This is a genomic window from Streptomyces sp. NBC_00859 (assembly GCF_045161865.1).
Lineage (GTDB): Bacteria > Actinomycetota > Actinomycetes > Streptomycetales > Streptomycetaceae > Streptomyces.
The window spans coordinates 1,450,809-1,474,046 of the sequence record NZ_CP108826.1; the positions used below are offsets into that span (position 1 = coordinate 1,450,809).

Sequence of the window (23,238 nt, forward strand, 5' to 3'; positions counted from 1 at the left end):
CGCCGTTTGCATCGTCACTGTGCCTGTTCCTTCCTCGCGAGAGAATTGACCGCAGGAGCGGGCAGGGGCTCGCTGATGAGCGCAACAGGCTCGTCCACGGGTTCTTCGCTTCCCTTACCCTGCGTCCAACGGTTGGTGGTGTTGCCGTCGTGGTGGATGGGGGTGTGCGCACCGGCGAGTGGAACGCCTGTGCCACCGCGCCGGTGGGCGACGATCTCCGCGCAGATGGACAGGGCGGTCTCCTCCGGGGTGCGGGCACCGAGGTCCAGGCCTATCGGCGAGCGCAGACGGGCCAGTTCCAGCTCGGTGACTCCGACCTCACGGAGGCGGCGGTTCCGGTCGAGGTGCGTGCGGCGCGAGCCCATCGCGCCCACATAGGCGACCGGCAGCGTGAGGGCCAGTTCGAGCAGCGGCACGTCGAATTTGGCGTCGTGCGTGAGGACGCACAGCGCGGTCCTGCCGTCGACCTCGGTGGAGTCCAGATAGCGGTGCGGCCAGTCGACGACGATCTCGTCGGCCTCCGGGAAGCGGGTGGCCGTCGCGAAGACCGGTCGCGCGTCGCAGACGGTCACCCGGTAGCCGAGCAGCTTGCCGACCCTGACCAGCGCCGCCGCGAAGTCGATCGCCCCGAAGACGATCATCCGGGGCGGCGGCACACTCGACTCGACGAGCAGGGTCAGCGGGCGTCCGCAGCGGGACCCGTCCTCGCCGATCGTGACGGTCTGGGTGAGGCCGGCGTCCAGCAGGGCCGCCGCCTCGACGACCGCGGTGCGGTCCAGCTCCCGGTGGCCGCCCAGCGTCCCTTCGAAAGTCCCGTCGGAGTGGACCAGTACGGCGCGGCCCAGCAGTTCGCCGGGGCCCTCGGTGATACGCGCCACGGCCGCCGTCGCCCCCTCCGCGGCGGCGGCCAGCGCGGCCACGTAGGTCTGCCTCGCCGGTGCGTCGGCGCGGAGGGGTGTGATCAGTATGTCGATGACTCCACCGCAGGTCAGACCTACGGCGAAGGCATCCTCGTTGCTGTAGCCGAAACTCTCCGCGACGGTGCGGCCCGTTTCCAGGGCCTCCCGGCACAGTTCATAGACCGCGCCTTCCACACATCCGCCGGAGACCGAACCGATCGCCGTGCCCTCGGTGTCCACCGCGAGGGCGGCTCCCGGGAGGCGCGGTGCGCTTCCGCCGACCGCCACCACGGTGGCGACGGCGAATTCACGTCCCTGCTCGACCCACCGGTTGAGTTCTTCGGCGATGTCCAGCATGTCGGTCTCCTCACGGATATGCGAAAGGCGGCGGGCTAACTGACGCCCAGCCAGCTCTCAATGGGATGAAGTGCGAAGTAGGCGACGAACACCGCGGTGAGCACCCACATCAGCCAGCCGATCTCCCGGAACTTGCCCTGGACGGCCTTGATGAGGACGTGGGAGATGACGCCGGCCGCGATGCCCACGGTGATGGAGTAGGCGAACGGCATCAGAACGGTGGTCAGGAACACCGGGATGGAGGTGGCCTGGTCGTTCCAGTCGATGTGCTTGGCGTTGGTCAGCATCATCGAGCCGATGACGACCAGCGCCGCGGACGCGACCTGGGTGGGGATGAGCTGGGCGAGCGGGGTGAAGATCAGGCAGAGCGCGAAGCCGAGGCCGGTGACGACACTGGCGAGGCCGGTGCGCGCACCGTCGCCGACGCCCGCGGTGGACTCGACGAAGACCGTCTGGCCCGATGCCCCGGCGAGACCGCCGACGATGCCGCCGGCGCCGTCGATGGCGAGGGCCTTGCTGAGCCCCGGCATCTTCCCGTCCTTGTCGACGAGGTTGGCCTGGTGGCCGACACCGACGATCGTGCCGATCGCGTCGAAGAACGCGGCGAGCACCAGGGTGAAGATGATGACACCGACGGTGATGCCGCCGACATGGCCGATGCCGCTGAACGAGACACTGCCCAGGAGGCCGAAGTCCGGTGCGCTGATGGGCGAGCCGTGGAGCGCGGGGGCGTTGAGTCCCCAATCCTTCTGGCTGAGGCCGGCGACCTGGTCGATGATCGCGGCGAAGATGGTACCGCCGACGATGCCGATCAGGATCGCGCCCGGGACCTTGCGGACCTGGAGTGCGAAGATCAGCAGGAGGGTGACGGCGAAGCAGACCACAGGCCAGCCGGTGAGCATGTCACTGGTACCCAGCTGGAGCGGCTTCGCTCCGGTGACGCCTCCGGGGCCCTTCATGCCGGTGACGAAGCCGGCCTGGACCAGGCCGATGAGGCATACGAAGAGGCCGATTCCCATGGTGATGCCGTGCTTCAGCGCCAGCGGGATGGCGTTCATGATGAGTTCACGCAGGCCGGTGAGGACCAGGAGCACGATGATGGCGCCGTAGATGAGGCACATCGCCATCGCATTGCCCCAGGTCATCTCCGGGGCGACCTGGTAGGCCATCACTGCGGAAACACTGAGGCCCGCCGCGAGGGCCAGCGGCACATTGCCGATGAAGCCCATCACGATGGTGGTGACGGCGGCGGCGAGCGCGGTGGCGGTGGTGACCTGGCCACCGCTGAGGTGGTGGCCCGTGACATCGGCTCCGGAGAGGATCACCGGGTTCAGGAGGATGATGTACGCCATCGCCATGAAGGTGGTGACGCCGCCGCGCACCTCCGTCGCGACAGTCGACCCTCTCTTGGTTATGTGGAAGTACCGGTCCAGCCAGGACTTGCCGGCCGGCTGGCGCGTGCCCGCGCCCGCGTCTTCCGGCACGGTCTCTGGCTCGAGTGACTGCTGGGTCATGATGCCTACTCCCAAGGTTCAAAGGGGCACCCGCCTGGAGATTTGAGATGCGGGATTTGGGATGGTGCGTTGGCTGCACGACCCGGGGGACGGCCCGAGACGAACTGGGTACTGCGTACTGCGGTGTGGGGGCCAGGACCGCGAGCGGGGCGGTACTGGTTGACTCCGGGCGGCGCGCGCTGGGAAGTGTGACGTTCCTAGGAGGCACACGCCGCCCGGAGGGTTCTGGGGGTCAAGTGCCGGTGAGGTGCTCCGGCCTGACTGGTGTCCTGTTGAGTTCGAGTCCGGTCGCGTTGCGGATCGCCGCGAGGACGGCCGGGGTCGAGGAGAGCGTCGGGGCCTCGCCGACACCGCGCAGGCCGTACGGCGCGTGGTCGTCGGCCAGTTCGAGTACGTCGACCGGGATCGTCGGCGTGTCGAGGATCGTCGGGATCAGGTAGTCCGTGAAGGACGGGTTGCGTACCTTCGCGGTCTTCGGGTCGACGATGATCTCCTCCATCACCGCGATGCCCAGGCCCTGGGTCGTACCGCCCTGGATCTGGCCGACGACGGAGAGCGGGTTGAGCGCCCTGCCGACGTCCTGGGCGCAGGCGAGTTCGACGACCTTGACCAGTCCGAGCTCGGTGTCCACCTCGACGACCGCACGGTGCGCGGCGAACGAGTACTGGACGTGCCCGTCGCCCTGGCCCGTCACCGGGTCGAAGGGGGCCGTGGGGCGGTGGCGCCATTCGAGTTCGAGGTCCACCGCTTCGTCCTCCAGCACGTCGACCAGGTCCGCCAGGACCTCGCCGCCGTCGGTGACGACCTTGCCGCCCTCCAGGAGGAGTTCGGCCGTCGCCCAGGCCGGGTGGTACGTGCCGAGCTTGGCCCGGCCGATCTCCAGGACCTTCTCGCGGACGGCCTCGGCGGCGTTCTTCACCGCGCCGCCGGTCATGTACGTCTGCCGGGAGGCGGACGTCGAACCGGCCGAGCCGACCTGCGTATCGGCCGGGTGGATGGTCACCTGGAGGACGCCGAGCTCGGTACGGGCGATCTGGGCGTGCACGGTGACTCCGCCCTGGCCGACCTCGGCCATCGCGGTGTGCACGGTCGCGACGGGCTCGCCGTTGATGATCTCCATTCGCACCCGGGCGGTGGAGTAGTCGTCGAAGCCCTCGGAGAAGCCGACGTTCTTGAGGCCGACGGCGTAGCCGACTCCGCGTACGACGCCTTCTCCGTGCGTGGTGTTGGAGAGCCCGCCGGGCAGGGCACGGACGTCCGCGTCCTCGCCCGCCGAGAGCCACTGCTGCTCGGGCGGCAGCGGGCGCGCCTTGACCAGGCGCAGCAGCTCGGCGACGGGCGCGGGTGAGTCGCAGACCTGGCCCGTCGGAAGCAGCGTGCCCTGTTCCATGGCATTGATCCGGCGGAACTCCACCGGGTCCATGTCCAGCTTCGCCGCGAGCTTGTCCATCTGCGCCTCGTACGCGAAACACGCCTGGACCGCGCCGAATCCGCGCATGGCGCCGCAGGGCGGGTTGTTGGTGTAGAGCGCGAGGGCCTCGATGTCGACGTCCTCGACGGCGTACGGGCCCACGGAGAGCGACGAGGCGTTGCCGACGACGGCCGGGGAGGCGGAGGCGTAGGCGCCGCCGTCCAGCACGATCCGGCACTTCATGTGGGTGAGCTTGCCGTCCTTGGTGGCCCCGTGCTCGTAGTGGAGCTTCGCCGGGTGGCGGTGGACGTGGCCGAAGAAGGACTCGAAGCGGTTGTAGACGATCTTGACCGGCTTGCCGGTGCGAAGCGCCAGGAGGCAGGCGTGGATCTGCATCGACAGGTCCTCGCGACCGCCGAAAGCGCCGCCGACGCCGGAGAGCGTCATCCGGATCTTGTCCTCGGGCAGACCGAGGACCGGCGCCATCTGCCGGAGGTCGGAGTGCAGCCACTGGGTGGCGATGTACAGGTCGACACCGCCGTCGTCCGCCGGTACGGCGAGGCCGGACTCGGGGCCGAGGAACGCCTGGTCCTGCATGCCGAAGACGTAGTCGCCCGAGACGGTGACGTCGGCACGCTTCGCGGCCTCGTCGGCGTCGCCGCGGACGATCGGCTGGCGGTGGACGATGTTCGGGTGCGGGACGTGACCGATGTGATGGTCGTCGCGGGCCTCGTGGATGAGCGGCGCGTCCGGTGCGGTCGCCGACGCCTCGTCGGTGATGACGGGCAGCTCGGCGTACTTGATCCTGATTTTGGCCGCGGCCCTGCGTGCGGTCTCCGGGTGGTCGGCGGCGACGAGGGCCACCGGCTCGCCGTGGTGGCGTACCTTCCCGTGGGCGAGAACCGGGGTGTCCTGGATCTCCAGGCCGTAGTTCCTGATGTCGGTGGGCAGGTCGTCGTAGGTGAGCACGGCGTACACGCCGGCGGTCGAGACGGCCTCCGAGACGTCGATCGACTCGATCTCGGCGTGCGCGGTGGTGGAACGGAGTGTGAAGCCCCAGAGCATGTCCTCGTGCCACATGTCCGACGAGTACGCGAACTCGCCGGTGACCTTGAGGGTGCCGTCGGGGCGGAGCGTCGACTCGCCGATGCCGCCCTTGGTCTTCGATCCCTGCTTGATGTCTCCCGGGGAACCAGTGACGCCCATGATCAGACCGCCGCTTCCTGGCGAGCGGCTGCGAGGCGGACCGCGTCGAGGATCTTCTCGTAGCCGGTGCAGCGACAGAGGTTGCCGGAGAGCGCCTCCCGGATGTCCGCGTCGGACGGCGAGCCGTTCTGCTCCAGCAGCTCGTCGGCGGCGACCAGCAGACCCGGGGTGCAGAAGCCGCACTGCACGGCGCCCGCGTCGATGAACGCCTGCTGGACCGGGGAGAGGTCACCGTCCTCGCCGGGGCGGCCGTCGGCGGGCTTGGACTGCCAGCGCTTGGCGGCGTCCAGGCTGATGCCGCAGGTGCCGGAAGCGCCGGCGGGGCAGCCGGTGCCGGGGTGGGCGTCGGCGCGGTGCCTGGCGTAGTCCGCCAGGCCCTCGACCGTGACGACCTCACGGCCCTCGGCCTGACCGGCGGCGACCAGACAGGAGCAGACGGGGACCCCGTCGAGGCGCACCGTGCAGGAGCCGCATTCACCCTGTTCACAGGCGTTCTTGGAACCGGGGAGGCCCATGCGTTCGCGGAGCACGTAGAGCAGGCTCTCGCCTTCCCAGACGTCGTCGGCCTCCTGCGGCCGCCCGTTGACCGTGAAGTTCACGCGCATTATGCGACTCCCTCTGTGCTGCGGCCCTGGCCGCGGTACGACTCCCAGGTCCAGCCGAGCGTGCGGCGGGCCATGATGCCGACGGCGTGCCGGCGGTAGCTCGCCGTGCCGCGGACATCGTCGATCGGGTTCGCCGCGCCGGAGACCAGCTGGGCGAACTGCTTGGTGATCGACGGGGTGATGATCTTTCCGCTCTCCCAGAAACCGCCCTCGTCGAGTGCCGCGTTCAGGAAGTCCTCGGCCGCCTTGGCCCGGACCGGCGTAGGGGCCGCCGATCCGATGCCGGTGCGGACGGTGCGGGTCCCGGGGTGCAGGGCGATCCCGAAGGCGCACACCGCGATGACCATGGCGTTGCGGGTGCCGACCTTGGAGTACTGCTGGGGGCCGTCGGCCTTGTTGATGCGGACCGACTTGATCAGCTCGTCGGGGGCGAGCGCGTTGCGCTTGACCCCGGTGTAGAAGTCGTCGATGGGGATGAGCCGCGAGCCCCGCACCGACTCGGCTTCGACCTGGCAGCCGGCCGCGAGCAGCGCCGGGTGGGCGTCGCCCGCGGGCGAGGCGGTGCCGAGGTTGCCCCCGACGCCGCCGCGGTTGCGGATCTGCGGGGACGCCACCGTGTGCGACGCCAGTGCGAGTCCCGGCAGCTCCGGGCGCAGGTGCTCCATGATCTTGGCGTACGGGACGGATGCGCCCAGCTGGACGGTGTCCTCGCCGACGCTCCACTCGGTGAGGAGGCCGATGCGGTTCAGATCCAGGAGGTACTGGGGTCGGCGGTGGTCAAAGTTGATCTCGACCATGACGTCGGTGCCACCGGCGATCGGCACAGCTGTGGGGTGCGCTGCCTTCGCGGCGAGCGCCTCCTCCCAGCTGGCGGGGCGAAGGAAGTCCATAAAGCGGCTCTCTTCTTCATCGGGACTGATCGCTGGGGCCCGGGGGCGTTCGGCCCCCGGCTGGTCGTTCATCTGCTGTTCACGCTCGACGGCACAAGTACACAAGCCGTGCGGTGTGCGGTGCAGTCACCGAAACCATGAAGGAGTTGGCTGGTGACCTTGGTCGTCTTGTATGTTCGAACGAAAGACGGGATTCAGTTACCTCTTTGCTTTCCTCTGGAAACGACTAGTTCCGCCGACCGGCTGTACCGGAGCGGCGGACGATACGGATCGGCGGCGACGAGATGCGGCTGCGCGCACTGCTGGAAACCGACGCGCTGGGCTTGCGGCTGCTCGGCGGCGACGACGAGCTGGACCGCACGGTCCGCGGCGTGATGACAACGGATCTGCGTGATCCCAGCCGGTACCTCGCCGGTGGCGAACTGGTCCTGACGGGACTCGCCTGGCGGCGCTCCGCCGAGGACTCGGAACCCTTCGTACGGCTCCTGGCGGGCGCCGGGGTCGTCGGGCTCGCGGCGGGCGAGGCGGAGCTGGCGGCCGTGCCCGACGACCTGGTAGCGGCGTGTGTCCGCCACCGGCTGCCCCTCTTCGCGGTGGAGGAATCGGTCGCCTTCGCCGCCATCACCGAGTACGTGGTACGCCAGGTCTCGGGCGAGCGTGCCGGGGACCTGGCCGCCGTGGTGGACCGCCACCGCAGGCTGATGACGTCCGGCCCGACCGGCGGCGGCCCCGACGTGGTGCTCGATCTGCTGACCACCGATCTGGACCTGCACGCGTGGGTGCTCTCCCCCACCGGCCGCCAGATCGCCGGGGCCGGCGCTCCGCTGCCGGAAGGGACCGGCGCCGTACTGGCCGCAGGTCACCTGGGCGCGACCAGGACCGGGCGCCGCGGCCCGCACCGGATCACGGTGCACTCGACCGCGTACTCACTGTTCCCGGTGCGGGGCGGCGGACGTGGCGCCACCGGCCCGCGCGATGTGCGCGAGACGGTGCTCTCCGACTGGCTGCTCGCCGTCGAGGCGGACGCGGGCGACTGGCCGGCTGCCCGGCTGGATCTGCTCCAGGGTGTGACACAGCTGATCGCCGTCGAGCGGGACCGGCGCGACGCGGCCCGCACCGTACGGCGCAGACTGGCCCAGGAAGTTCTCGAACTGGTCCAGACGGGTGCGCCTCCCGCCGAGATCGCCGCCAGGCTGCGGGTGGCCGCGCCGGTACTGATGCCGGGCATCGGGGCGGCTCCGCGCTGGCAGGTGGTCGTGGCCCGCGTCGACTGGGACCAGCAGGACGGCCCCGCGATCGACGCCGGTCCGGTGGCCCAGTCCCTGCTGGAGGAGATCCTCGTCGACCAGGAGCTGCCGGGCGGTACGGGCTCGGGTTCGTCCGACCGGATCGCGGTGGCCCATACGGGCGACGAGGCCATCGCGCTCGTCCCGCTGCCGCCTCTGGCACCGGGACCGGACGGCGAGGAGCCCGATCAGGGCCCGGACGCCGGGCTGCACGCGGACGAGCTGCTCACGGCGGTGCGCGAACCCCTCACGGCCGGACTCGCCGACGACGGGCGGCTGACGCTCGGCGTCTCCGCCTCGGTGCACTCGGCGGAGGGGCTGCGCGGCGCCCTGGAGGAGGCCAGGCACGCCCGGCGAGTGGCAGCGGCCAGGCCGGGCCGGGTCTGCGCGGCGGGCCACCACGAGCTCGCTTCACATGTGCTGCTGCTGCCGTTCGTCCCGGACGACGTACGGCGGGCCTTCACCGCGAGGCTGCTCGATCCGCTGCGGGACTACGACCGGCGCCACCGGGCGGAGCTGATCCCGACGTTGGAGGCCTTCCTGGACTGCGACGGTTCGTGGACGCGCTGCGCCACCCGGCTGCACCTGCATGTCAACACGCTGCGCTACCGGGTCGGCCGAATCGAGCAGTTGACGGGACGGGATCTCTCACGCCTGGAGGACAAGCTCGATTTCTTCCTGGCACTGCGGATGAGCTGACGCGTGGCGCCCCCGCCGGGGCCCGCGCGGAGCCCGAAGATTGTGAATTGATTCACCCAACCCCTTGGCCCGGCATGCCAATCCGTGCTGAGATGCGCCCAGACTCAACAGCTCAATGGCGCGCTCGGGGAGGGCAATGTGGCCTATACCGCCATGTCTGGTTACGGAACGACAGCTGATGACGATCCTCCACTCCAGACCGCGGTATGGCGGCTGCGCTCGCGCGGCTGCTGGGCGGACGCGGCCGCCCTCCTGGAGCCGCACGCGAAGCACGACGCTGAAGCGGCCCTGCAGCGGGCCGCGCTGCTGATCGAGCGATGCCTCTACACGGAGCAGGGCTGGACCGACGCGGAGGACGCCCTGCGAACGGCCGAAGCACTCGCCCGCAGCGACGAGGCACGCGGCGCCGCGGCCTGCGAACGCGGTCAACTCGGTTATGCGTCAACCCTGCTGGGGACCCGGGACCGGGCCGACGAGGCTCGTGCCGCGATGGGCAGAGCGGCCGCCCTGATAGCGCCCGGCTCACCGGGCCGCCCGCTCCTGGACTTCCGCCGCGGGCTGATCGCCCAGAACCTGGCCGATTCACCGCAGTCGGCGCGCGCCGCCTACCGCCGCGCCCACGCCGGCGCCACAGCGCACGGCCAGACACTGCTGCTCTCCTTCACCTGGCGCCATCTGGCCTCGCTCGCCCTGCGGGAGGGTGAACTCGCCGAGGCACGGCACGGCTTCGCGGAATCCCTGCGGATACGGGAGGAACTGGGCTACCTCGTCGGTACGGCCCCGGCGCTCGCCGCGCTCGCGGACGCGGAGCCGGAACCGGAGGCGACCCGGCTGCGGGCCGAGGCGACCCGGCTGTTCCGGCTGCTCGACGGCGTACCGACCTGGCTGGCCGCACAGCTCACTCCGCCGGCCGCCGCGGTATGACTCGCAGCGGTCGCGCACGGCGGGACACGAGGGGGTTCCGGCCGGGTGGCCGGGGCCGGCCGGCGGGCGTCGGCGGCCTGTTCAGCCGGGTGCGCCGGTGAAGTGCTCGCGTACGAGCGACTGGACGACCGCCAGATCGCGGGCGATCAGGGCGTCGAGCAGCGCGGTGTGCTCCGAGGCGTCGGCGACGAGGTCGGCGCGGCGGGTGACGGGAGCGCTCACCAGCGGCCACTGGGCCTTGCGGTGCAGTTCGTCGGCGACGGCGACCAGCTGCTGGTTTCCCGAGAGTCCGAGTACGGCCCCGTGGAAAGCGCGGTCGGACTCTGCGTATCTGCCCCGGTCACCGACGGCCGCTGCGGACACCGTGGCATCGGCGAGGGGCCGCAGCTCGGCCCAGCAGCCGGCCGGAACCGTGCGGGCCAGCCGCAGCATCACCGGGACCTCGATCAGCGCCCGCACCTCGGCCAGATCGGCGAGCTCGCCGGCGCTCCGCTCGGCCACCCGGAAGCCCCGGTTGGGCACGACCTCCACCGCACCCTCCACCGCGAGCTGCTGCATGGCCTCCCGGACCGGGGTGGCCGAGACGCCGAACCGCTCGCCGAGCGCCGGACCCGAGTAGACCTCGCCGGGGACGAGGTCGCCGTCCACCAGGGCGGTGCGCAACGCGTCGAGGATCTGGCCGCGCACCGAGTGGCGCCGCACCGCTTTCGCCCCCGGAGCCGCGAGAGGCTCCGGCCCTCCGGGGACGGGCCGCACGGCGGGGCCCGCCGGCTCGCTGCGGCTGTGCTCGCCGTGACCCGATCCGACGGCGGCCCGCTGTTCGGGGCTGCGGGCGGGATCGGGGACACGGGTCCGGTGGGCGGGGTGCGCGGGCGCGCACGGCCATGCGGCGTCGCGCGCTCTGCCCTGTTCCACCTGGGTCCTCCTCCGGTGTCCTGTTGAGCACGATAGGCGGACCGGGCCGCAGTTCAAACATCGATCGGATCGGATAAGGTAAGGCTTACCTGCAAACGATCGCGATTCGGTGGTCCCTGCATGACCGTCCCCATGCTGCTGCGCTCCCCCGTCACCGCCGCGTACGAGCGGCTGACCGAGGTGTTCCCCGGCCTGTCCGTCACCGAGCCGGACGGCGGACTCGCCCCGTCCGGCGGCGGCTGGGTGACCGCGACCGACCTCGCGGCGGGCGGTGTCGCGCTCGACGCGTTCCTGGACTGGGACAGCGCCCAGGTGCTGCGCGACTACGGGCAGCGGGCCAGGCCCGACGTCATCGCCGGCTTCGGCTTCCACCGGTACGCCTGGCCCGCCTGTCTGCTGATCACGGTGCCGTGGTTCCTGCACCGCAGGGTGCCCCGGCTGCCGGTCGGCGCCGTCGCCTTCCAGCGGACGCTGGGCCGGATGGCCGTACGCACCGGCTCCTTCGCCTGCCTGCCGGACGACCCGGCCGCCGGACTGCCCGGCGCACAGGTGGTCGCGGACGAGGACGCGCTGCGCGCCGAGGTGCGGGCGGCCGTCGCCGAGCACCTGGAACCGGTACTCGAAGGCTTCGGGCCGCGGATGCGCCGCGGCCGGCGGGCGCTGTGGGGGATGGCGACCGACGAGATCGTCGAGGGCCTCTGGTACATCGGCCATCTGCTCGGCGAGGAGTCGCGTGCGGTGGCGGAGCTGGAGCTGCTGATGCCGGGCTCGACCGCTCCGTATGTCGGCACGGCGGGCTTCCGGGAACTCGCCGGACCGCAGGGCCGGCCGCTGCCGACCCGCGACCGCGCGAGCTGCTGCCTCTTCTATACGGTGAGCCCCGGTGACACCTGCGTTACCTGCCCGCGCACGTGCGATGCCGACCGAGTGGCCAGGCTCAGCGCCGACACCCCTCCTTCGACTGACTGAATTCGAACCCGACGCAGCTCGCACGCAAGGCAGTTCGATCAGATCGCCCCTATCCGGTGCTCCCTGCACTCCGTTGGCGTGCTCTTGTCCCGAAACGCTCTGAGGCCCCCGGGATCTGAGCCAATATTGCGGCCGCAAGGCACTGACGCGATGCAAGGGACGCCGCATGCGACTGACCGACATATCTCTGGACTGGCTGCTCCCCGGTGGCGTGATGATCGCGGGGGTCCTGGTCGCGGTGGCGGTGCTCGTGCGCGGCAGGCGCTCCGCCGACAAGGGAACGGCCGACGACACCTGGGAGCGCACCGAGGAACGCAGACGGCACAAGGAGGCGGTCTACGGAACGGCCTCGTATCTGCTGCTGTTCTGCTGCGCCGCGGTCGCCGCCGCACTGTCCTTCCACGGACTGGTCGGCTTCGGCCGGCAGAACCTCGATCTCACGGGCGGCTGGGAGTACTTGGTCCCGTTCGGCCTGGACGGCGCCGCCATGTTCTGTTCCGTACTGGCGGTCCGGGAGGCGAGCCACGGCGACGCGGCGCTCGGCTCGCGGCTGCTGGTCTGGACGTTCGCGGGAGCGGCTGCCTGGTTCAACTGGGTGCACGCGCCCCGCGGCCTGGCCCACGCGGGCGCTCCGCAGTTCTTCGCGGGGATGTCGCTCTCGGCGGCGGTGCTGTTCGACCGGGCACTGAAGCAGACCCGGGTGGCGGCGCTGCGCGAGCAGGGACTGGTTCCCCGTCCGCTGCCGCAGATCCGGATCGTACGGTGGCTTCGCGCGCCCCGGGAGACCTTCGGCGCCTGGTCGCTGATGCTCCTGGAAGGGGTGCGGACACTGGACGAGGCGGTCGACGAAGTGCGTGACGACCGCCGCCAGAAAGAGCAGAACCGTCTCCGCAAGCGGGAGCACGAGAAGCTGGAACGGGCCCATCTCAAGGCGATCAACCGGCAGCACCGGTCGCTGGGGCGCGGGCGCGGCAGCCGTCAGGTGGAGGTGGCGGGCACGGCCCCGGCTGTGGGCGCGGCGAAGGCGGTCACGGAGCCTGCCATACCCGAGCCGGGACAGCTGCCCTTACGCGCCAGGCCCTCCCTGCAGGCCGTGACGAACTCTGAATCCGACCGGGGTACGGCGGGAGCCGACGGCGTGACGGTCGACCTCACCGCCGAGGACGACACTCAGACCCTCCCCCGCCTCGATTCCCTGGAGCAGAAACTGAAGGACCTCGAACAGCAATTCGGCTGACCGCGCCACCGGTTCCGGCGCACGGTCCGAAGGTGCGCCATCCGCAGGCGGTCAGGTGTTTCTCACACCTGGCCGCCTGCGAGTTCGAACCAGACCGACTTCCCCACCTCGTGCGTCCGCACACCCCAGGCGTCCGCGAGAGCCCGCACCAGGACGAGGCCCCGTCCGTGCGTACTCTCGTCGGTGGCCCGGCCCGGCTCCGGCCGCCCGGCCACGAAATCCCTGACTTCCACCCGCAGCCCGGCGGGCCCGACTCCGGCCGTGACCACCGCGCCCCGGTCCGTGTGGATCAGCGCGTTCGTCACCAGCTCGCTCGTGAGCAGCTCGGCCACGTCGGTGTCCCCCTGGCTCCCGCACTGGCGCAGCAGCTCCCTCAGCCCGTGCCGCACGTCCTTCACCGCGGGCAGGTCCCCCCGCCGCAGCCTGCGGTGCAGCCGGCCGCTCCGGCGGTCTCCGGATCCCTGACCGCACCGGTCCGGTGCGGTACTCGTACTACTGTGACGCCCCGTCATGTCCCCCGCCTACAAGTCGTGATACCCCGTCGTGCTCGAACAGTCTCACCGCATGCATGCCCGGCAGGCGGGTGCTCACTCATGCCGGGCGGGTGCCGGACGCTCCGCCGGGGAAGGCACAGCGGTGAACCGTCACGCCGAGCCGATCCCGCAGGAGCCGCGATGCACGACGACCGATCCCTGGTTGAGGGCCGCCTGGAGCGGGCCCTGCGCCAGTTCATCCGCCCCGCGCAGTACACGGACCGGGTGGCTCTCACCCTGTCCGCCCAGCATGTACCGGGTGAGCCCGTGCCCGTGGACGAGGCGCTGCGCGGCACGTACGAGCCCTTCGAGACCGGCACCGAATGGGGCAGCCCCTGGTCCACCAGCTGGTTCCGGCTGGAGGGCGCCGTCCCGGATTCCTGGGAGGGCCGCCGGGTCGAGGCCGTGATCGACCCGGGGTTCACCGGTGAAGGACCGGGGTTCCAGGCGGAGGGAATGGTCTACGACGCCGGGGGCGTGCCCGTCAAAGGCATTCACCCGCGCAACCGCCATGTGCCCGTCGCGGCGCCCGCGGCGGGAGGTGAACGGGTGAGCCTCCTGCTGGAGGCCGCGGCCAACCCCGCGGTGCTGCACGGCTTCGAGCCGACGCGGCTGGGTGATGTGCTGACCGCTGGAGACGAACCGCTCTACCGCTTCGCGTCCGCGGATCTCGCCGTGCTGAACGAGGACGTCTGGCAGCTGGTCATCGACATCGAGGTGCTCTCCGAGCTGATGCGGGAGCTGCCGGCCGACCGGAGCAGGCACCACGAGATCCTCCGCTCGCTGGAGGACATGCTGGACGCGCTCGATCTGCACGACGTGCCGGGCACGGCGGCAGCCGGGCGGACGGCCCTCGCTGCCGCGCTGGCCAGGCCCGCCGAGTCGGGCGCCCACCGGATCTCGGCCACCGGCCACGCGCATATCGACTCGGCCTGGCTGTGGCCGCTGCGCGAGACCGTGCGGAAGGCATCGCGGACCTTCGCGAATGTGACGGCGCTGACCGCCGACTACCCGGAGCTGGTCTTCGCCTGCTCGCAGGCGCAGCAGTACGCCTGGGTGAAGGAGCACCAGCCGCACATCTGGGAACGCGTCAAGTCAGCGGTGGCAGAGGGCAACTGGGCGCCGGTGGGGTCCATGTGGGTCGAGTCGGACGCCAACATGCCGGGCGGGGAGGCGCTGGCCCGCCAGATCGTGCACGGCAGGCGCTTCTTCGCCGAGGAGCTGGGCGTCGAGACCGAGGAGATCTGGCTGCCGGACTCCTTCGGTTACACCGCGGCCTTCCCTCAGCTGGCGAAGCTCGCCGGGATCAGGTGGTTCCTCACGCAGAAGCTGTCGTGGAACCAGGCGAACCGGATGCCCCACCACTCCTTCTGGTGGGAGGGCATCGACGGGACCCGGGTCTTCACCCACTTCCCGCCGGTCGACACCTACAACTCCCAGCTGCACGGGGCCGAACTCGCCCACGCCGAGAGGAACTTCGCCGAAAAGGGCCGTGCGACACGGTCCCTGGTCCCGTTCGGGTGGGGTGACGGCGGAGGCGGCCCGACCCGCGAGATGCTGGAGAAGGCACGCAGGCTCCACAGCCTGGAGGGCTCCCCGCGCGTCGAGATCGAGAAGCCATCGGCGTTCTTCACGGCGGCCGAGGAGGAGTACGGGCCGCAGGCGCCTGTCTGGTCGGGTGAGCTCTACCTGGAGCTGCACCGGGCCACGTACACCACGCAGGCGAAGACCAAGCAGGGCAACCGCCGCAGCGAACACCTGCTGCGGGAAGCGGAGTTGTGGGCGACGAGGGCGGCGCTGCGGTCACCTTCGTACAGCTATCCACACGACGAACTGGACCGGATCTGGAAGACGGTACTGCTTCACCAGTTCCACGACATCCTGCCGGGTTCGTCGATCGCCTGGGTGCACCGTGAGGCGCGGGACACCTACGCCCGGGTGCGGGAGGAGCTGGAGGCGCTCGTCGACGGGGCGGTAGCCGCGCTCGAACCCGGACCTGACGTGCGGCCGCTGAGCGGCGGCGGGGGCGCGAGGACGGTGCTCAACGCCTCTCCGTACGGACGCCGCGAAGTCATCGCCACGGCCGACGGCACCCTGGACTTCGCGGACGTACCGCCGCTCGGGTCCGCTCCGGCCGGCGGCCCCGCGAGCGGCGACGCCGTGAGTGCGACGCGGGAAGGCGAGTCGATCGTGCTCGACAACGGGCTGCTGCGGGTCACGGTGGACGCGGACGGACTGCTGGCGTCGGTACGCGACCTGGCGGCCGGCCGCGAGGCCCTGGCGCCGGGCAGCCGCGGCAACCTCCTTCAGCTGCACCCCGACCACCCCAACCAGTGGGACGCGTGGGACATCGACCGGCACTACCGGCGCAGCCGTACCGACCTCACCACCGCCGAGTCGGTTGAGCTCGTCGGCGAGGGCCCGCTGCGGGCGGCAGTGCGGGTCGTACGGGCATTCGGGGCCTCGCGCATCACCCAGGAACTGCGGCTCGACGCGGGGAGCCCGCGCCTCGACGTCATCACCGATGCCGACTGGCAGGAGTCCGAGAAGGTACTCAAGGTGGCGTTCCCGCTCGATGTGCACGCCGAACGGTCCACGGCCGAGATCCAGTTCGGGCATGTGCACCGTGCCACTCACACCAACACCAGCTGGGATGCGGCGCGTTTCGAGATCTGCGCGCACCGCTGGCTGCGGGTTGCCGAGCCGGGGTACGGGGTAGCGGTGCTCAACGACTCGACGTACGGACACGACGTGACACGCACGGAACACCGGGACGGTCTGGGCACGACCGTACGGCTGACACTGCTGCGCGCCCCGCACAGCCCGGACCCGGAGACGGACCTGGGGACGCACAGGTTCAGCTACGCGCTGTATCCGGGGGCGGGCGTGACCGACGCGGTACGGGAGGGGCTCGCCCTCAATCTGCCACTGCGGACGGCCGAAGCACCCGCGCTCGCACCACTCGTCACCACGGACCATCCGGCCGTGACCGTCGAGTCGGTGAAGTTCGCCGAGGACCGCAGCGGCGATGTGGTGGTGCGGCTCTACGAATCAGCGGGCGGACGCGCGGACGCCACGGTCGGATTCGGGTTTCCGGTGGGGCGGGCCGACATCACCGACCTGCTGGAACGGCCGCTGCGGGAGACGGCGGCGGACAGCGGCCAACTCAGCGTGTCCCTGCGGCCCTTCCAGATCCTGACCCTTCGGCTGCGCCCGTCCTGAGGGGGCTCCGCCCGGCTGGAGAGCGCTCCGTCCGGAGGCTGCTCAGCCCGGTGAAGAGACGCAAGCAGCCGCGATGATGTCGGGGCCGGTCCACTCACGCGGGGTGCGTGTACTTGGGCGGGTGAGCGCTGGGGGTTTCAGTACTCCGAAGGTGAGACGGTGCTGCCGGTGCCTCGGGCAGAGGCAGTACCGTCCCGCCCGGCCGACGCCCGAGTGCCCGAAGCCGAGGGTCCGGCAGGCAGCAGTCGATGACCTCCGGCAGACACCGCAACGTCCTGAGCGTGCGCTTCACAGCAGGGGGGACCCGACCGCATCGCCCGACCCGCAACGGCAACGGCAACAGCAACAGCAACAGCAACGTCACGACAGGTGCAGGAAGCTCCGCACATCGTCATAACCGTCCTGGGCCCGACCGTCCACATCCGACGCGTCCGCCTGCGCCCGCACCGCCAGCGACACCGCCAGGGCGAGGGCCTCATCGCTGAGCCGGCCGAAGCGTCGAGCGGTATGGCCCAGGCACAGGCCGGCCAGCCCGAGGAGCGGGCTGCCCGGCACGGCCCGCGTGCCGACCTCCATGCACCAGTGCTCGACGAAGTCCCGGTCGTCGTCGTTCAAGGCGCTCCCGACCAGGACACTCGCCGCCTCGGACTCGTGCGAGCGGTCACCGAGGGCCCGCTCCAGCGTCTCGGATACGACCACATGAGACAGCGCGGGAGGACTCCGGAAGCTCAGATGCGTATGCACCCGGTGAGACTACGCGGACCCACAACACCGCCAGGGGCGCCCGCTGGCCGGGCCGCGGTTCGGCCGTACGGACGGAGACACTCGCCCACGGCGCCGAGGCGCCGGTGCGGTGCCTACGGCCGGGGCATGTTCCGCAGGTTGGAGCGGGCCATCTGCACCATCCGGCCCACTCCGCCGTCCAGCACGATCTTGGACGCGGAGAGCGCGAAGCCGCTGACCATGTCGGCGCTGATCCGCGGCGGGATGGAGAGGGCATTCGGGTCGGTGACCACGTCCACCAGGGCCGGGCCCTTGTGCTTGAAGGCGTCCGTGAGCGCCCCGGCCAGCTGCTTCGGCTTCTCCACCCGGACGCCGTAGGCTCCGGCGGCCCGCGCGATGGCCGCGAAGTCGGAATGGTGGTGAGTGGTGCCGTACGACGGGAGACCGCCCACCATCATCTCCAGCTCCACCATGCCGAGGGCGGAGTTGTTGAAGACGACGACCTTCACCGGCAGGTCGTACTGTACGAGGGTCAGGAAGTCCCCCATCAGCATCGAGAAACCACCGTCGCCCGACATCGCGACGACCTGCCGCTCCCGGTCGGTGAACTGGGCTCCGATGGCCTGCGGCAGCGCGTTGGCCATCGAACCGTGACTGAAGGAACCGATCACCCGGCGGCGGCCGTTGGGCGTGAGATAGCGGGCCGCCCACACGTTGTTCATCCCGGTGTCCACGGTGAACACGGCGTCGTCGTCGGCTACTTCGTCCAGGACGGACGCCACGTACTCGGGGTGGATCGGGGTGTGCTTCTCGACCTTGCGCGTGTAGGCCTTGACGACACCCTCGAGCGCGTCGGCGTGCTTCTTCAGCATCTTGTCGAGGAACTTGCGGTTGGTCTTGGGCTTCACCCGCGGCGTCAGGGCCAGCAGCGTCTCGCGCACGTCGCCCCAGACCGCGAGGTCGAGCTTGGTGCGGCGGCCCAGATGCTCCGGACGGATGTCGACCTGGGCGATCTTCACGTCGTCGGGCAGGAAGGCGTTGTACGGGAAGTCGGTGCCGAGCAGGATCAGCAGATCACACTCGTGCGTGGCCTCGTAGGCGGCGCCGTACCCGAGAAGGCCGCTCATGCCGACGTCGTACGGGTTGTCGTACTGGATCCACTCCTTGCCGCGCAGCGCGTGGCCCACCGGGGACTTGATCCGCTCGGCGAACTCCATCACCTCGGCGTGCGCGCCCGCCGTACCGCTGCCGCAGAAGAGCGTCACCCGCGCTGCCTCGTCGATCAGGCGGGCCAGCTTCTCGATCTCCGCCTCGCCTGGGCGTACCGAGGGGCGTGAGGTGACCAGCGCGCTCTCACCGGTCCGGTCCGGGGCCGGGGCGCCCGCGATGTCGCCCGGGAGGGTGACCACGCTGACGCCGCTCTGTCCGATGGCGTGCTGAATGGCCGTCTGGAGCAGCCGCGGCATCTGCTGCGGGCTGGAGATCATCTCGCTGTAGTGGCTGCATTCCTGGAACAGCCGGTCGGGGTGGGTCTCCTGGAAGTACCCGAGCCCGATCTCACCGGAGGGGATGTGCGAGGCGAGCGCCAGCACCGGGGCCATGGAGCGGTGAGCGTCGAAGAGCCCGTTGATCAGATGCAGGTTCCCGGGGCCGCAGGAACCGGCACAGGCCGCCAGCTTCCCGGTGACCTGGGCCTCCGCGCCGGCCGCGAAGGCCGCGGTCTCCTCGTGTCTGACCTGGATCCAGTCGATGGCCGAATTGCGCCGGATCGCGTCGACCACAGGATTCAGGCTGTCGCCGACGACCCCGTACAGGCGCTCCACGCCCGCACGGACGAGGATGTCGACGAACTGCTCCGCAACATTCTGTTTGGCCATGCCTCCATCAACCCATGGGCGCGGCGGCCGCGCCTGCGCTATTACGCCTTTCATGAGCCGTGCGGGCGCTCCGCACGGGCCGCGGGGGTGCGCGGTCGTCCTCCCGGCAGGCCCTACGACTCCCAGACCGCCGCGGCCGTGCGGTCGTCGGCGTACCCCTTGACGCGCACCTGGGCGTCGCCGAGGAACTCGGTGAGCCCAGGCGGTTCGGTGGCCGCCCAGCGCGCGGCCAGCTCGTCGGAGAGCGCGGGCTCACCGCGCAGTGGTTCGGCGAGGCCGGCACTGCAGAGCAGCAGCGTGTCCCCCGGTCTGGCCACCGAGGCCCGGAAGCGGAAGGACTCGGCGGGCGGCGGCTGAGCGTTTCCGGGGTGCACGGCGAGAGGTGGCGCCGCGCCGGGGTCCGTGTCCGGCCGGTCGCCGGACGTCATGCCGGAGGGCGCCGGGCCGAAGCCCACGACGGCCTCACCGGTGGTGTGGGCCGGACCGGGAAGCACCGGCTCCATGTCCTGCCAGGCGCCGTCACGGAGGCGGAAGATTCCGCCTCCCCCGACCCCGAAGAAGACGCGGGTACGGCATTCGGGGTCCGCGGAGAGCAGCAGACAGCGCAGCGACGCCGTGTACTCGTGCGGTTCGAGGCCGAGTTCCGACGCACGGGCGCGCAGTTTGCCGAAGCCGCGCCCGGTGAGCCGGTGCAGCCCCGACTTGAGGTCACCCCTGCGGCCCGCCCTTATGTCATCGGCGAGCCGCTGCCGACTGCGTCCGACGGCCCCGCCGATCCACCGGCAGGCATCGGCCGCCGCCAGGTGCGCGCCTTCCGACGCCCGTGCGCCACTGGCGACGGCGATGAGCACGAGCGCGCTGTCTCCGGTGCCGAAACGGACGGTGAGCAGCGCATCCCTGCGGGGCTCCCCCCGGTAGCGAGCGGAGTCCCCGCGTACGGAGGCGGCGCGCACGGTGTACGAACCGTAGGAGGCGCCGTCGAGGACGGTGTCGGCGACGAGTTCGTCCAGGGCGTCGGGCTGCGCGTCGGGCAGCGCGGTGGGCTCCGCGTTGTAGGTGGGCGGCCCGTCACCCACATGGGTGACGGCGGGCCGCGGGCTGGGGTCTGTGGTGCCAGGGGTGGGGGGTGCGGCGGGCGGATGTGGTGATTCCGGCGCGGGCGCGGGCGGCGATGCCTCTACGGGCGCGGGCGGGGCAGCGGGTACGGGTGTCGCCGGAGGTCTGCGGAACGGGAGCGGGGGGTGGGCGGCCGGCTCAGCCGCCGGTGGGCGGGGCGGCGCTGTGGGGGGCGGCACGGTCGTGGGGGGCGGCACGGTCGTGGGGGGCGCCGGCGGCGGCTTCGCGGTCGCGGGCTGTGCCCCGGTCCCGGCCGGGGCCGCGCTCTGCGGCGTCAGTCCGGTCCCGGACGGCGCTCGGGCCTCCGGCACCTCGCCGGGCCTGCCGGTCCCGTTCCGCTGGAACGGAAAGGTACGTGAGGGCAGTTCACCTTCTGCGGGCGGTTCCCACGGCGCCCGGTCCCTCGGACTGGCGGCCGGCCACGGAGCGGGACCGGACGGTGAGCCCGCCGCCGGGGCGGGCAACTCCGGCTCCGGGACGCGTGGTTGCTGTTGCGCGGCCTCCGGCACGGCGGACGGCTCGTCGCCCACCGTCCCCGCGGCGGAGTCGAAACGGTCGTCCAGGCTGTCGCCCTTGTCGGCGGCCCCCTGGCCCTCTGCGGTCTCGTCGTACAGCCGGCTCCACCAGTCGTCGGCGGTGGCGGGCCTCTCCCCCTGCTGACTCATGCCCCTATTGTCCATCGATGGGGTGGTCCCGGTACAGGGTGCGCCGAAATGCCCGTTGGGCCGCACCGCCCCCCACGGGGGTGCAGCCCAACGGAGATGCGGAACAGGCCGTCGCAAACCGCTCGATACGGTCAACCGGGCTTTGTGTGCGCCCGAGTTCTGTTACATCAGTTCGATCACCCTGGCAGAAGAAGGAGTTGAACAGCGATGATGTGCCGCGGCGGAAACCCGCCGTGACTCAAAACCGCCACCGGATCGGGGCCCCCCTTGCTCGGCGTCATAGGTCTGGACGACCTCCAGGAGTCGGCGTACCGCTCGCTCGTCGCGCTGGGCGCGGCCGAGCTGTCCGATCTCGCCCACCGGCTCCAGCTCTCCGAGGCCGGTACGGAACGCGTCCTGCGCCGGCTCGAACAGCACGGTCTGGCCGCCCAGTCGACCGCCCGGCCGGGCCGGTGGGTGGCGGCGCCGCCGGGTGTCGCGCTGGGCGCGCTCCTCACCCAGCACCGCCACGAGCTGGAGCAGGCGGAGCTGGCAGCGGCGTTGCTGGCCGAGGAGTTCAGGGCGGAGGCGAGGGAGCCCGCGGTACTCGACCTCGTCGAGTTGGTCACCGGTGCGACCGCGGTGTCCCAGCGGTTTCTCCAGTTACAGCTGGGTGCGGCCGACGAGGTCTGCGCGCTGGTCACGGGGGGCCGCCCGATCGCGGTCTCCGGCGGTGACAACGATGCCGAGGAGCGGGCGGCGGCACGCGGGGTCTCCTACCGAGTGGTACTGGAACGCGTCGTCCTGGAGGAGCCCGGCGGCATAGCCGAGCTGGCCGGGGCGCTCGGCCGCGAGGAGCAGGTGCGGGTCGTCGACCGGGTGCCGACGAAGCTGGTGATCGCCGACCGGAGCCTGGCGATGGTGCCGCTGACCGGCCGGGGAGCCCAGCCCTCCGCACTGGTCGTCCACGAGAGCGGGCTCCTGGAATCACTGCGCGGACTGTTCGAAGCGGTCTGGCGGGAGGCACTGCCCCTGCGACTGGGACACGAAGGGGATGTTTCCGAGTCCAGTAGGCCGGGTCCTGACGCCACGGATCTGCAGATCCTCTCCCTGCTGCTCGCCGGGATGACCGACGCGAGTGTGGCCAAGCAGCTGGAGCTCGGGCTGCGGACGGTGCAGCGGCGGGTGAAAGGGCTGATGGGGCTTACCGGGGTGACCACCAGGCTGCAGCTCGGCTGGCACGCGTACGAGAGAGGATGGGTCGCCAGGGGGCCCGATCGGAATTCGCCCGGCCGGAGCACACCGGACGCCCCCTTCGCGGGGAACGGCTGACCGAGGTCCGGCGACCGTGCCAGGCGCACATGCCAGGCGCCTCTTCGCCCCCTCCCACCTGGTGACGCCGGTCGCCGGGAGCGCTGTGCCGGGCTGCGGGAGGCCGCCCCTTACCGCAGGCTTGGCAGATGAGTCTGTGGCAGCTCGTCGCGGTCGGCCTGGTGATGCTGCTCGGCCTGGTGGGGGTGATGGTCCCCGGGGTACCGGGGCCGGCGATCGTCTGGGCCGCGGCCGCCTGGTGGGCACTGACCGACACCACCGGTCTCGCCTGGGGTGTGCTCGCCGGGGCCACGGCCGTGCTGCTGCTGAACCAGGCCCTTCGCCCGCTGCTGCCCGCACGCCGGCCGCGGGAGTCCGGGGCGCCGCGCAGGACGGTGTACACCGGCGGGGTCGCGGGGGTCGTGGGATTCTTCATCGTGCCGGTACTGGGCGGTGTCGCCGGTTTCATCGGCGGGATCTACGGAGCGGAGCGGGTGCGGCTCGGCAGCCACCGCGCCGGCTGGGCGTCGACCCGTACGGTCATGCGGGCCATCGGGACGGCGGTCCTCGTCGAACTGCTCGCTTGTCTGACCGTCATCGGCGCCTGGCTCGGCGCACTCGTCTGGGGCTGAGCGGTCGGCTCCGGAAGGCCGCGCTCACCGGCATGCCCCAAGGGTCCGGGGCCGCGGGACATGACTCCGACCGTGCGCCCGCCGGCCCGGGAACGCCCGGCCCGTCCGCCGCCCGCACATGCGGCCGTCGGCGCCGTCATCCGCGGCGGCCACCGGCCGATACCCCCGCCTTTCCGCGGACCATCGCGTACGTGCCGCACGAGGGTGCGGCCGGCGGGGCGCCCCCACGGTCCCGACCAGGCATCACGGTTACGCAGCTCCGCCCCGA

Annotated in this window: 16 protein-coding genes and 1 pseudogene; 7 read left to right on the plus strand and 10 right to left on the minus strand. The window is 71.3% G+C overall.

All coding sequences use genetic code 11. From position 1 onward, the window contains the following. Positions 1 to 140: 140 nt before the first annotated feature. From OG584_RS06115 to OG584_RS06135, 5 genes and pseudogenes are all read right to left on the minus strand, one after another. Positions 141 to 1,256: pseudogene (locus OG584_RS06115) on the minus strand (XdhC family protein); the annotation flags it as partial. Positions 1,257 to 1,291: 35 nt separating this feature from the next. Beyond that, the gene (locus OG584_RS06120) at positions 1,292 to 2,770 is read right to left on the minus strand and encodes an NCS2 family permease (protein WP_405775799.1); all 1,479 of its coding nucleotides are present in this window, start codon (positions 2,768 to 2,770) and stop codon (positions 1,292 to 1,294) included. A gap of 232 nt (positions 2,771 to 3,002) precedes the next feature. Beyond that, complete coding sequence (locus tag OG584_RS06125) at positions 3,003 to 5,387, minus strand: xanthine dehydrogenase family protein molybdopterin-binding subunit (protein ID WP_405775801.1); 2,385 nt, start codon at positions 5,385 to 5,387, stop codon at positions 3,003 to 3,005. 2 nt (positions 5,388 to 5,389) lie between these two features. Beyond that, on the minus strand, positions 5,390 to 5,992 hold the full coding sequence (locus OG584_RS06130; RefSeq protein WP_405775803.1) for a (2Fe-2S)-binding protein: 603 nt from the start codon (positions 5,990 to 5,992) through the stop codon (positions 5,390 to 5,392). Beyond that, a complete protein-coding gene (locus OG584_RS06135) occupies positions 5,992 to 6,882 on the minus strand; it encodes an FAD binding domain-containing protein (RefSeq protein ID WP_405775805.1) in 891 nt (296 codons plus the stop codon). The genes OG584_RS06130 and OG584_RS06135 overlap by 1 nt, the downstream gene beginning before the upstream one ends. A 284-nt stretch (positions 6,883 to 7,166) precedes the next feature. Here OG584_RS06135 and OG584_RS06140 point away from each other — a divergent pair, with 284 nt between their 5' ends. Together OG584_RS06140 and OG584_RS06145 are read left to right on the plus strand one after the other, a co-directional pair. Then, positions 7,167 to 8,867: a PucR family transcriptional regulator gene (locus tag OG584_RS06140; RefSeq protein ID WP_405775807.1), complete on the plus strand. Its 1,701-nt coding sequence runs from the start codon at positions 7,167 to 7,169 to the stop codon at positions 8,865 to 8,867. Positions 8,868 to 9,020: 153 nt separating this feature from the next. Then, positions 9,021 to 9,791, plus strand: coding sequence for a hypothetical protein (locus OG584_RS06145; RefSeq protein WP_405775809.1), 771 nt, complete (start codon positions 9,021 to 9,023; stop codon positions 9,789 to 9,791). Between the two features lie 81 nt (positions 9,792 to 9,872). On the opposite strand, the gene OG584_RS06150 is transcribed toward OG584_RS06145, so the two are convergent. Next, on the minus strand, positions 9,873 to 10,706 hold the full coding sequence (locus tag OG584_RS06150) for a GntR family transcriptional regulator (protein WP_405775811.1): 834 nt from the start codon (positions 10,704 to 10,706) through the stop codon (positions 9,873 to 9,875). 120 nt (positions 10,707 to 10,826) lie between these two features. Between OG584_RS06150 and OG584_RS06155 the strand changes: the two genes are divergently transcribed. Together OG584_RS06155 and OG584_RS06160 are read left to right on the plus strand one after the other, a co-directional pair. After that, the gene (locus OG584_RS06155; protein WP_405775813.1) at positions 10,827 to 11,675 is read left to right on the plus strand and encodes a (2Fe-2S)-binding protein; all 849 of its coding nucleotides are present in this window, start codon (positions 10,827 to 10,829) and stop codon (positions 11,673 to 11,675) included. A gap of 166 nt (positions 11,676 to 11,841) precedes the next feature. After that, a complete protein-coding gene (locus OG584_RS06160; RefSeq protein WP_405775815.1) occupies positions 11,842 to 12,912 on the plus strand; it encodes a DUF2637 domain-containing protein in 1,071 nt (356 codons plus the stop codon). A gap of 62 nt (positions 12,913 to 12,974) precedes the next feature. Here OG584_RS06160 and OG584_RS06165 read toward each other — a convergent pair whose 3' ends face one another. Continuing rightward, on the minus strand, positions 12,975 to 13,424 hold the full coding sequence (locus tag OG584_RS06165; RefSeq protein ID WP_405775817.1) for an ATP-binding protein: 450 nt from the start codon (positions 13,422 to 13,424) through the stop codon (positions 12,975 to 12,977). A 162-nt stretch (positions 13,425 to 13,586) separates the two neighbouring features. On the opposite strand from OG584_RS06165, the gene OG584_RS06170 reads away from it, so the two are divergent. Then, the gene (locus OG584_RS06170; protein ID WP_405775819.1) at positions 13,587 to 16,667 is read left to right on the plus strand and encodes an alpha-mannosidase; all 3,081 of its coding nucleotides are present in this window, start codon (positions 13,587 to 13,589) and stop codon (positions 16,665 to 16,667) included. A gap of 360 nt (positions 16,668 to 17,027) precedes the next feature. Here OG584_RS06170 and OG584_RS06175 read toward each other — a convergent pair whose 3' ends face one another. The 3 genes from OG584_RS06175 to OG584_RS06185 form a co-directional block, all read right to left on the minus strand. Further along, complete coding sequence (locus tag OG584_RS06175) at positions 17,028 to 17,411, minus strand: hypothetical protein (RefSeq protein ID WP_405775821.1); 384 nt, start codon at positions 17,409 to 17,411, stop codon at positions 17,028 to 17,030. Positions 17,412 to 17,524: 113 nt separating this feature from the next. Next, positions 17,525 to 19,267: a pyruvate dehydrogenase gene (locus OG584_RS06180; RefSeq protein ID WP_405775823.1), complete on the minus strand. Its 1,743-nt coding sequence runs from the start codon at positions 19,265 to 19,267 to the stop codon at positions 17,525 to 17,527. Positions 19,268 to 19,380: 113 nt separating this feature from the next. After that, positions 19,381 to 21,048, minus strand: coding sequence for a protein phosphatase 2C domain-containing protein (locus OG584_RS06185; protein WP_405775825.1), 1,668 nt, complete (start codon positions 21,046 to 21,048; stop codon positions 19,381 to 19,383). Positions 21,049 to 21,315: 267 nt separating this feature from the next. On the opposite strand from OG584_RS06185, the gene OG584_RS06190 reads away from it, so the two are divergent. Together OG584_RS06190 and OG584_RS06195 are read left to right on the plus strand one after the other, a co-directional pair. Continuing rightward, positions 21,316 to 22,359: a helix-turn-helix domain-containing protein gene (locus OG584_RS06190; protein ID WP_405775827.1), complete on the plus strand. Its 1,044-nt coding sequence runs from the start codon at positions 21,316 to 21,318 to the stop codon at positions 22,357 to 22,359. Between the two features lie 128 nt (positions 22,360 to 22,487). Further along, positions 22,488 to 22,970, plus strand: a complete 483-nt coding sequence (locus tag OG584_RS06195; protein WP_405775829.1) for a DUF456 domain-containing protein — start codon at positions 22,488 to 22,490, stop codon at positions 22,968 to 22,970. Positions 22,971 to 23,238: the final 268 nt, after the last annotated feature.

Coding starts and splice junctions, on each gene's coding strand:
- OG584_RS06160 (WP_405775815.1), top strand. CDS start 11,842: ATGCGACTGACCGACATATCTCTGGACTGGCTGCTCCCCGGTGGCGTG.
- OG584_RS06145 (WP_405775809.1), top strand. CDS start 9,021: ATGTCTGGTTACGGAACGACAGCTGATGACGATCCTCCACTCCAGACC.
- OG584_RS06180 (WP_405775823.1), bottom strand. CDS start 19,267: ATGGCCAAACAGAATGTTGCGGAGCAGTTCGTCGACATCCTCGTCCGT.
- OG584_RS06120 (WP_405775799.1), bottom strand. CDS start 2,770: ATGACCCAGCAGTCACTCGAGCCAGAGACCGTGCCGGAAGACGCGGGC.
- OG584_RS06130 (WP_405775803.1), bottom strand. CDS start 5,992: ATGCGCGTGAACTTCACGGTCAACGGGCGGCCGCAGGAGGCCGACGAC.
- OG584_RS06140 (WP_405775807.1), top strand. CDS start 7,167: ATGCGGCTGCGCGCACTGCTGGAAACCGACGCGCTGGGCTTGCGGCTG.
- OG584_RS06165 (WP_405775817.1), bottom strand. CDS start 13,424: ATGACGGGGCGTCACAGTAGTACGAGTACCGCACCGGACCGGTGCGGT.
- OG584_RS06195 (WP_405775829.1), top strand. CDS start 22,488: ATGAGTCTGTGGCAGCTCGTCGCGGTCGGCCTGGTGATGCTGCTCGGC.
- OG584_RS06155 (WP_405775813.1), top strand. CDS start 10,827: ATGACCGTCCCCATGCTGCTGCGCTCCCCCGTCACCGCCGCGTACGAG.
- OG584_RS06170 (WP_405775819.1), top strand. CDS start 13,587: ATGCACGACGACCGATCCCTGGTTGAGGGCCGCCTGGAGCGGGCCCTG.
- OG584_RS06185 (WP_405775825.1), bottom strand. CDS start 21,048: ATGAGTCAGCAGGGGGAGAGGCCCGCCACCGCCGACGACTGGTGGAGC.
- OG584_RS06135 (WP_405775805.1), bottom strand. CDS start 6,882: ATGGACTTCCTTCGCCCCGCCAGCTGGGAGGAGGCGCTCGCCGCGAAG.
- OG584_RS06125 (WP_405775801.1), bottom strand. CDS start 5,387: ATGGGCGTCACTGGTTCCCCGGGAGACATCAAGCAGGGATCGAAGACC.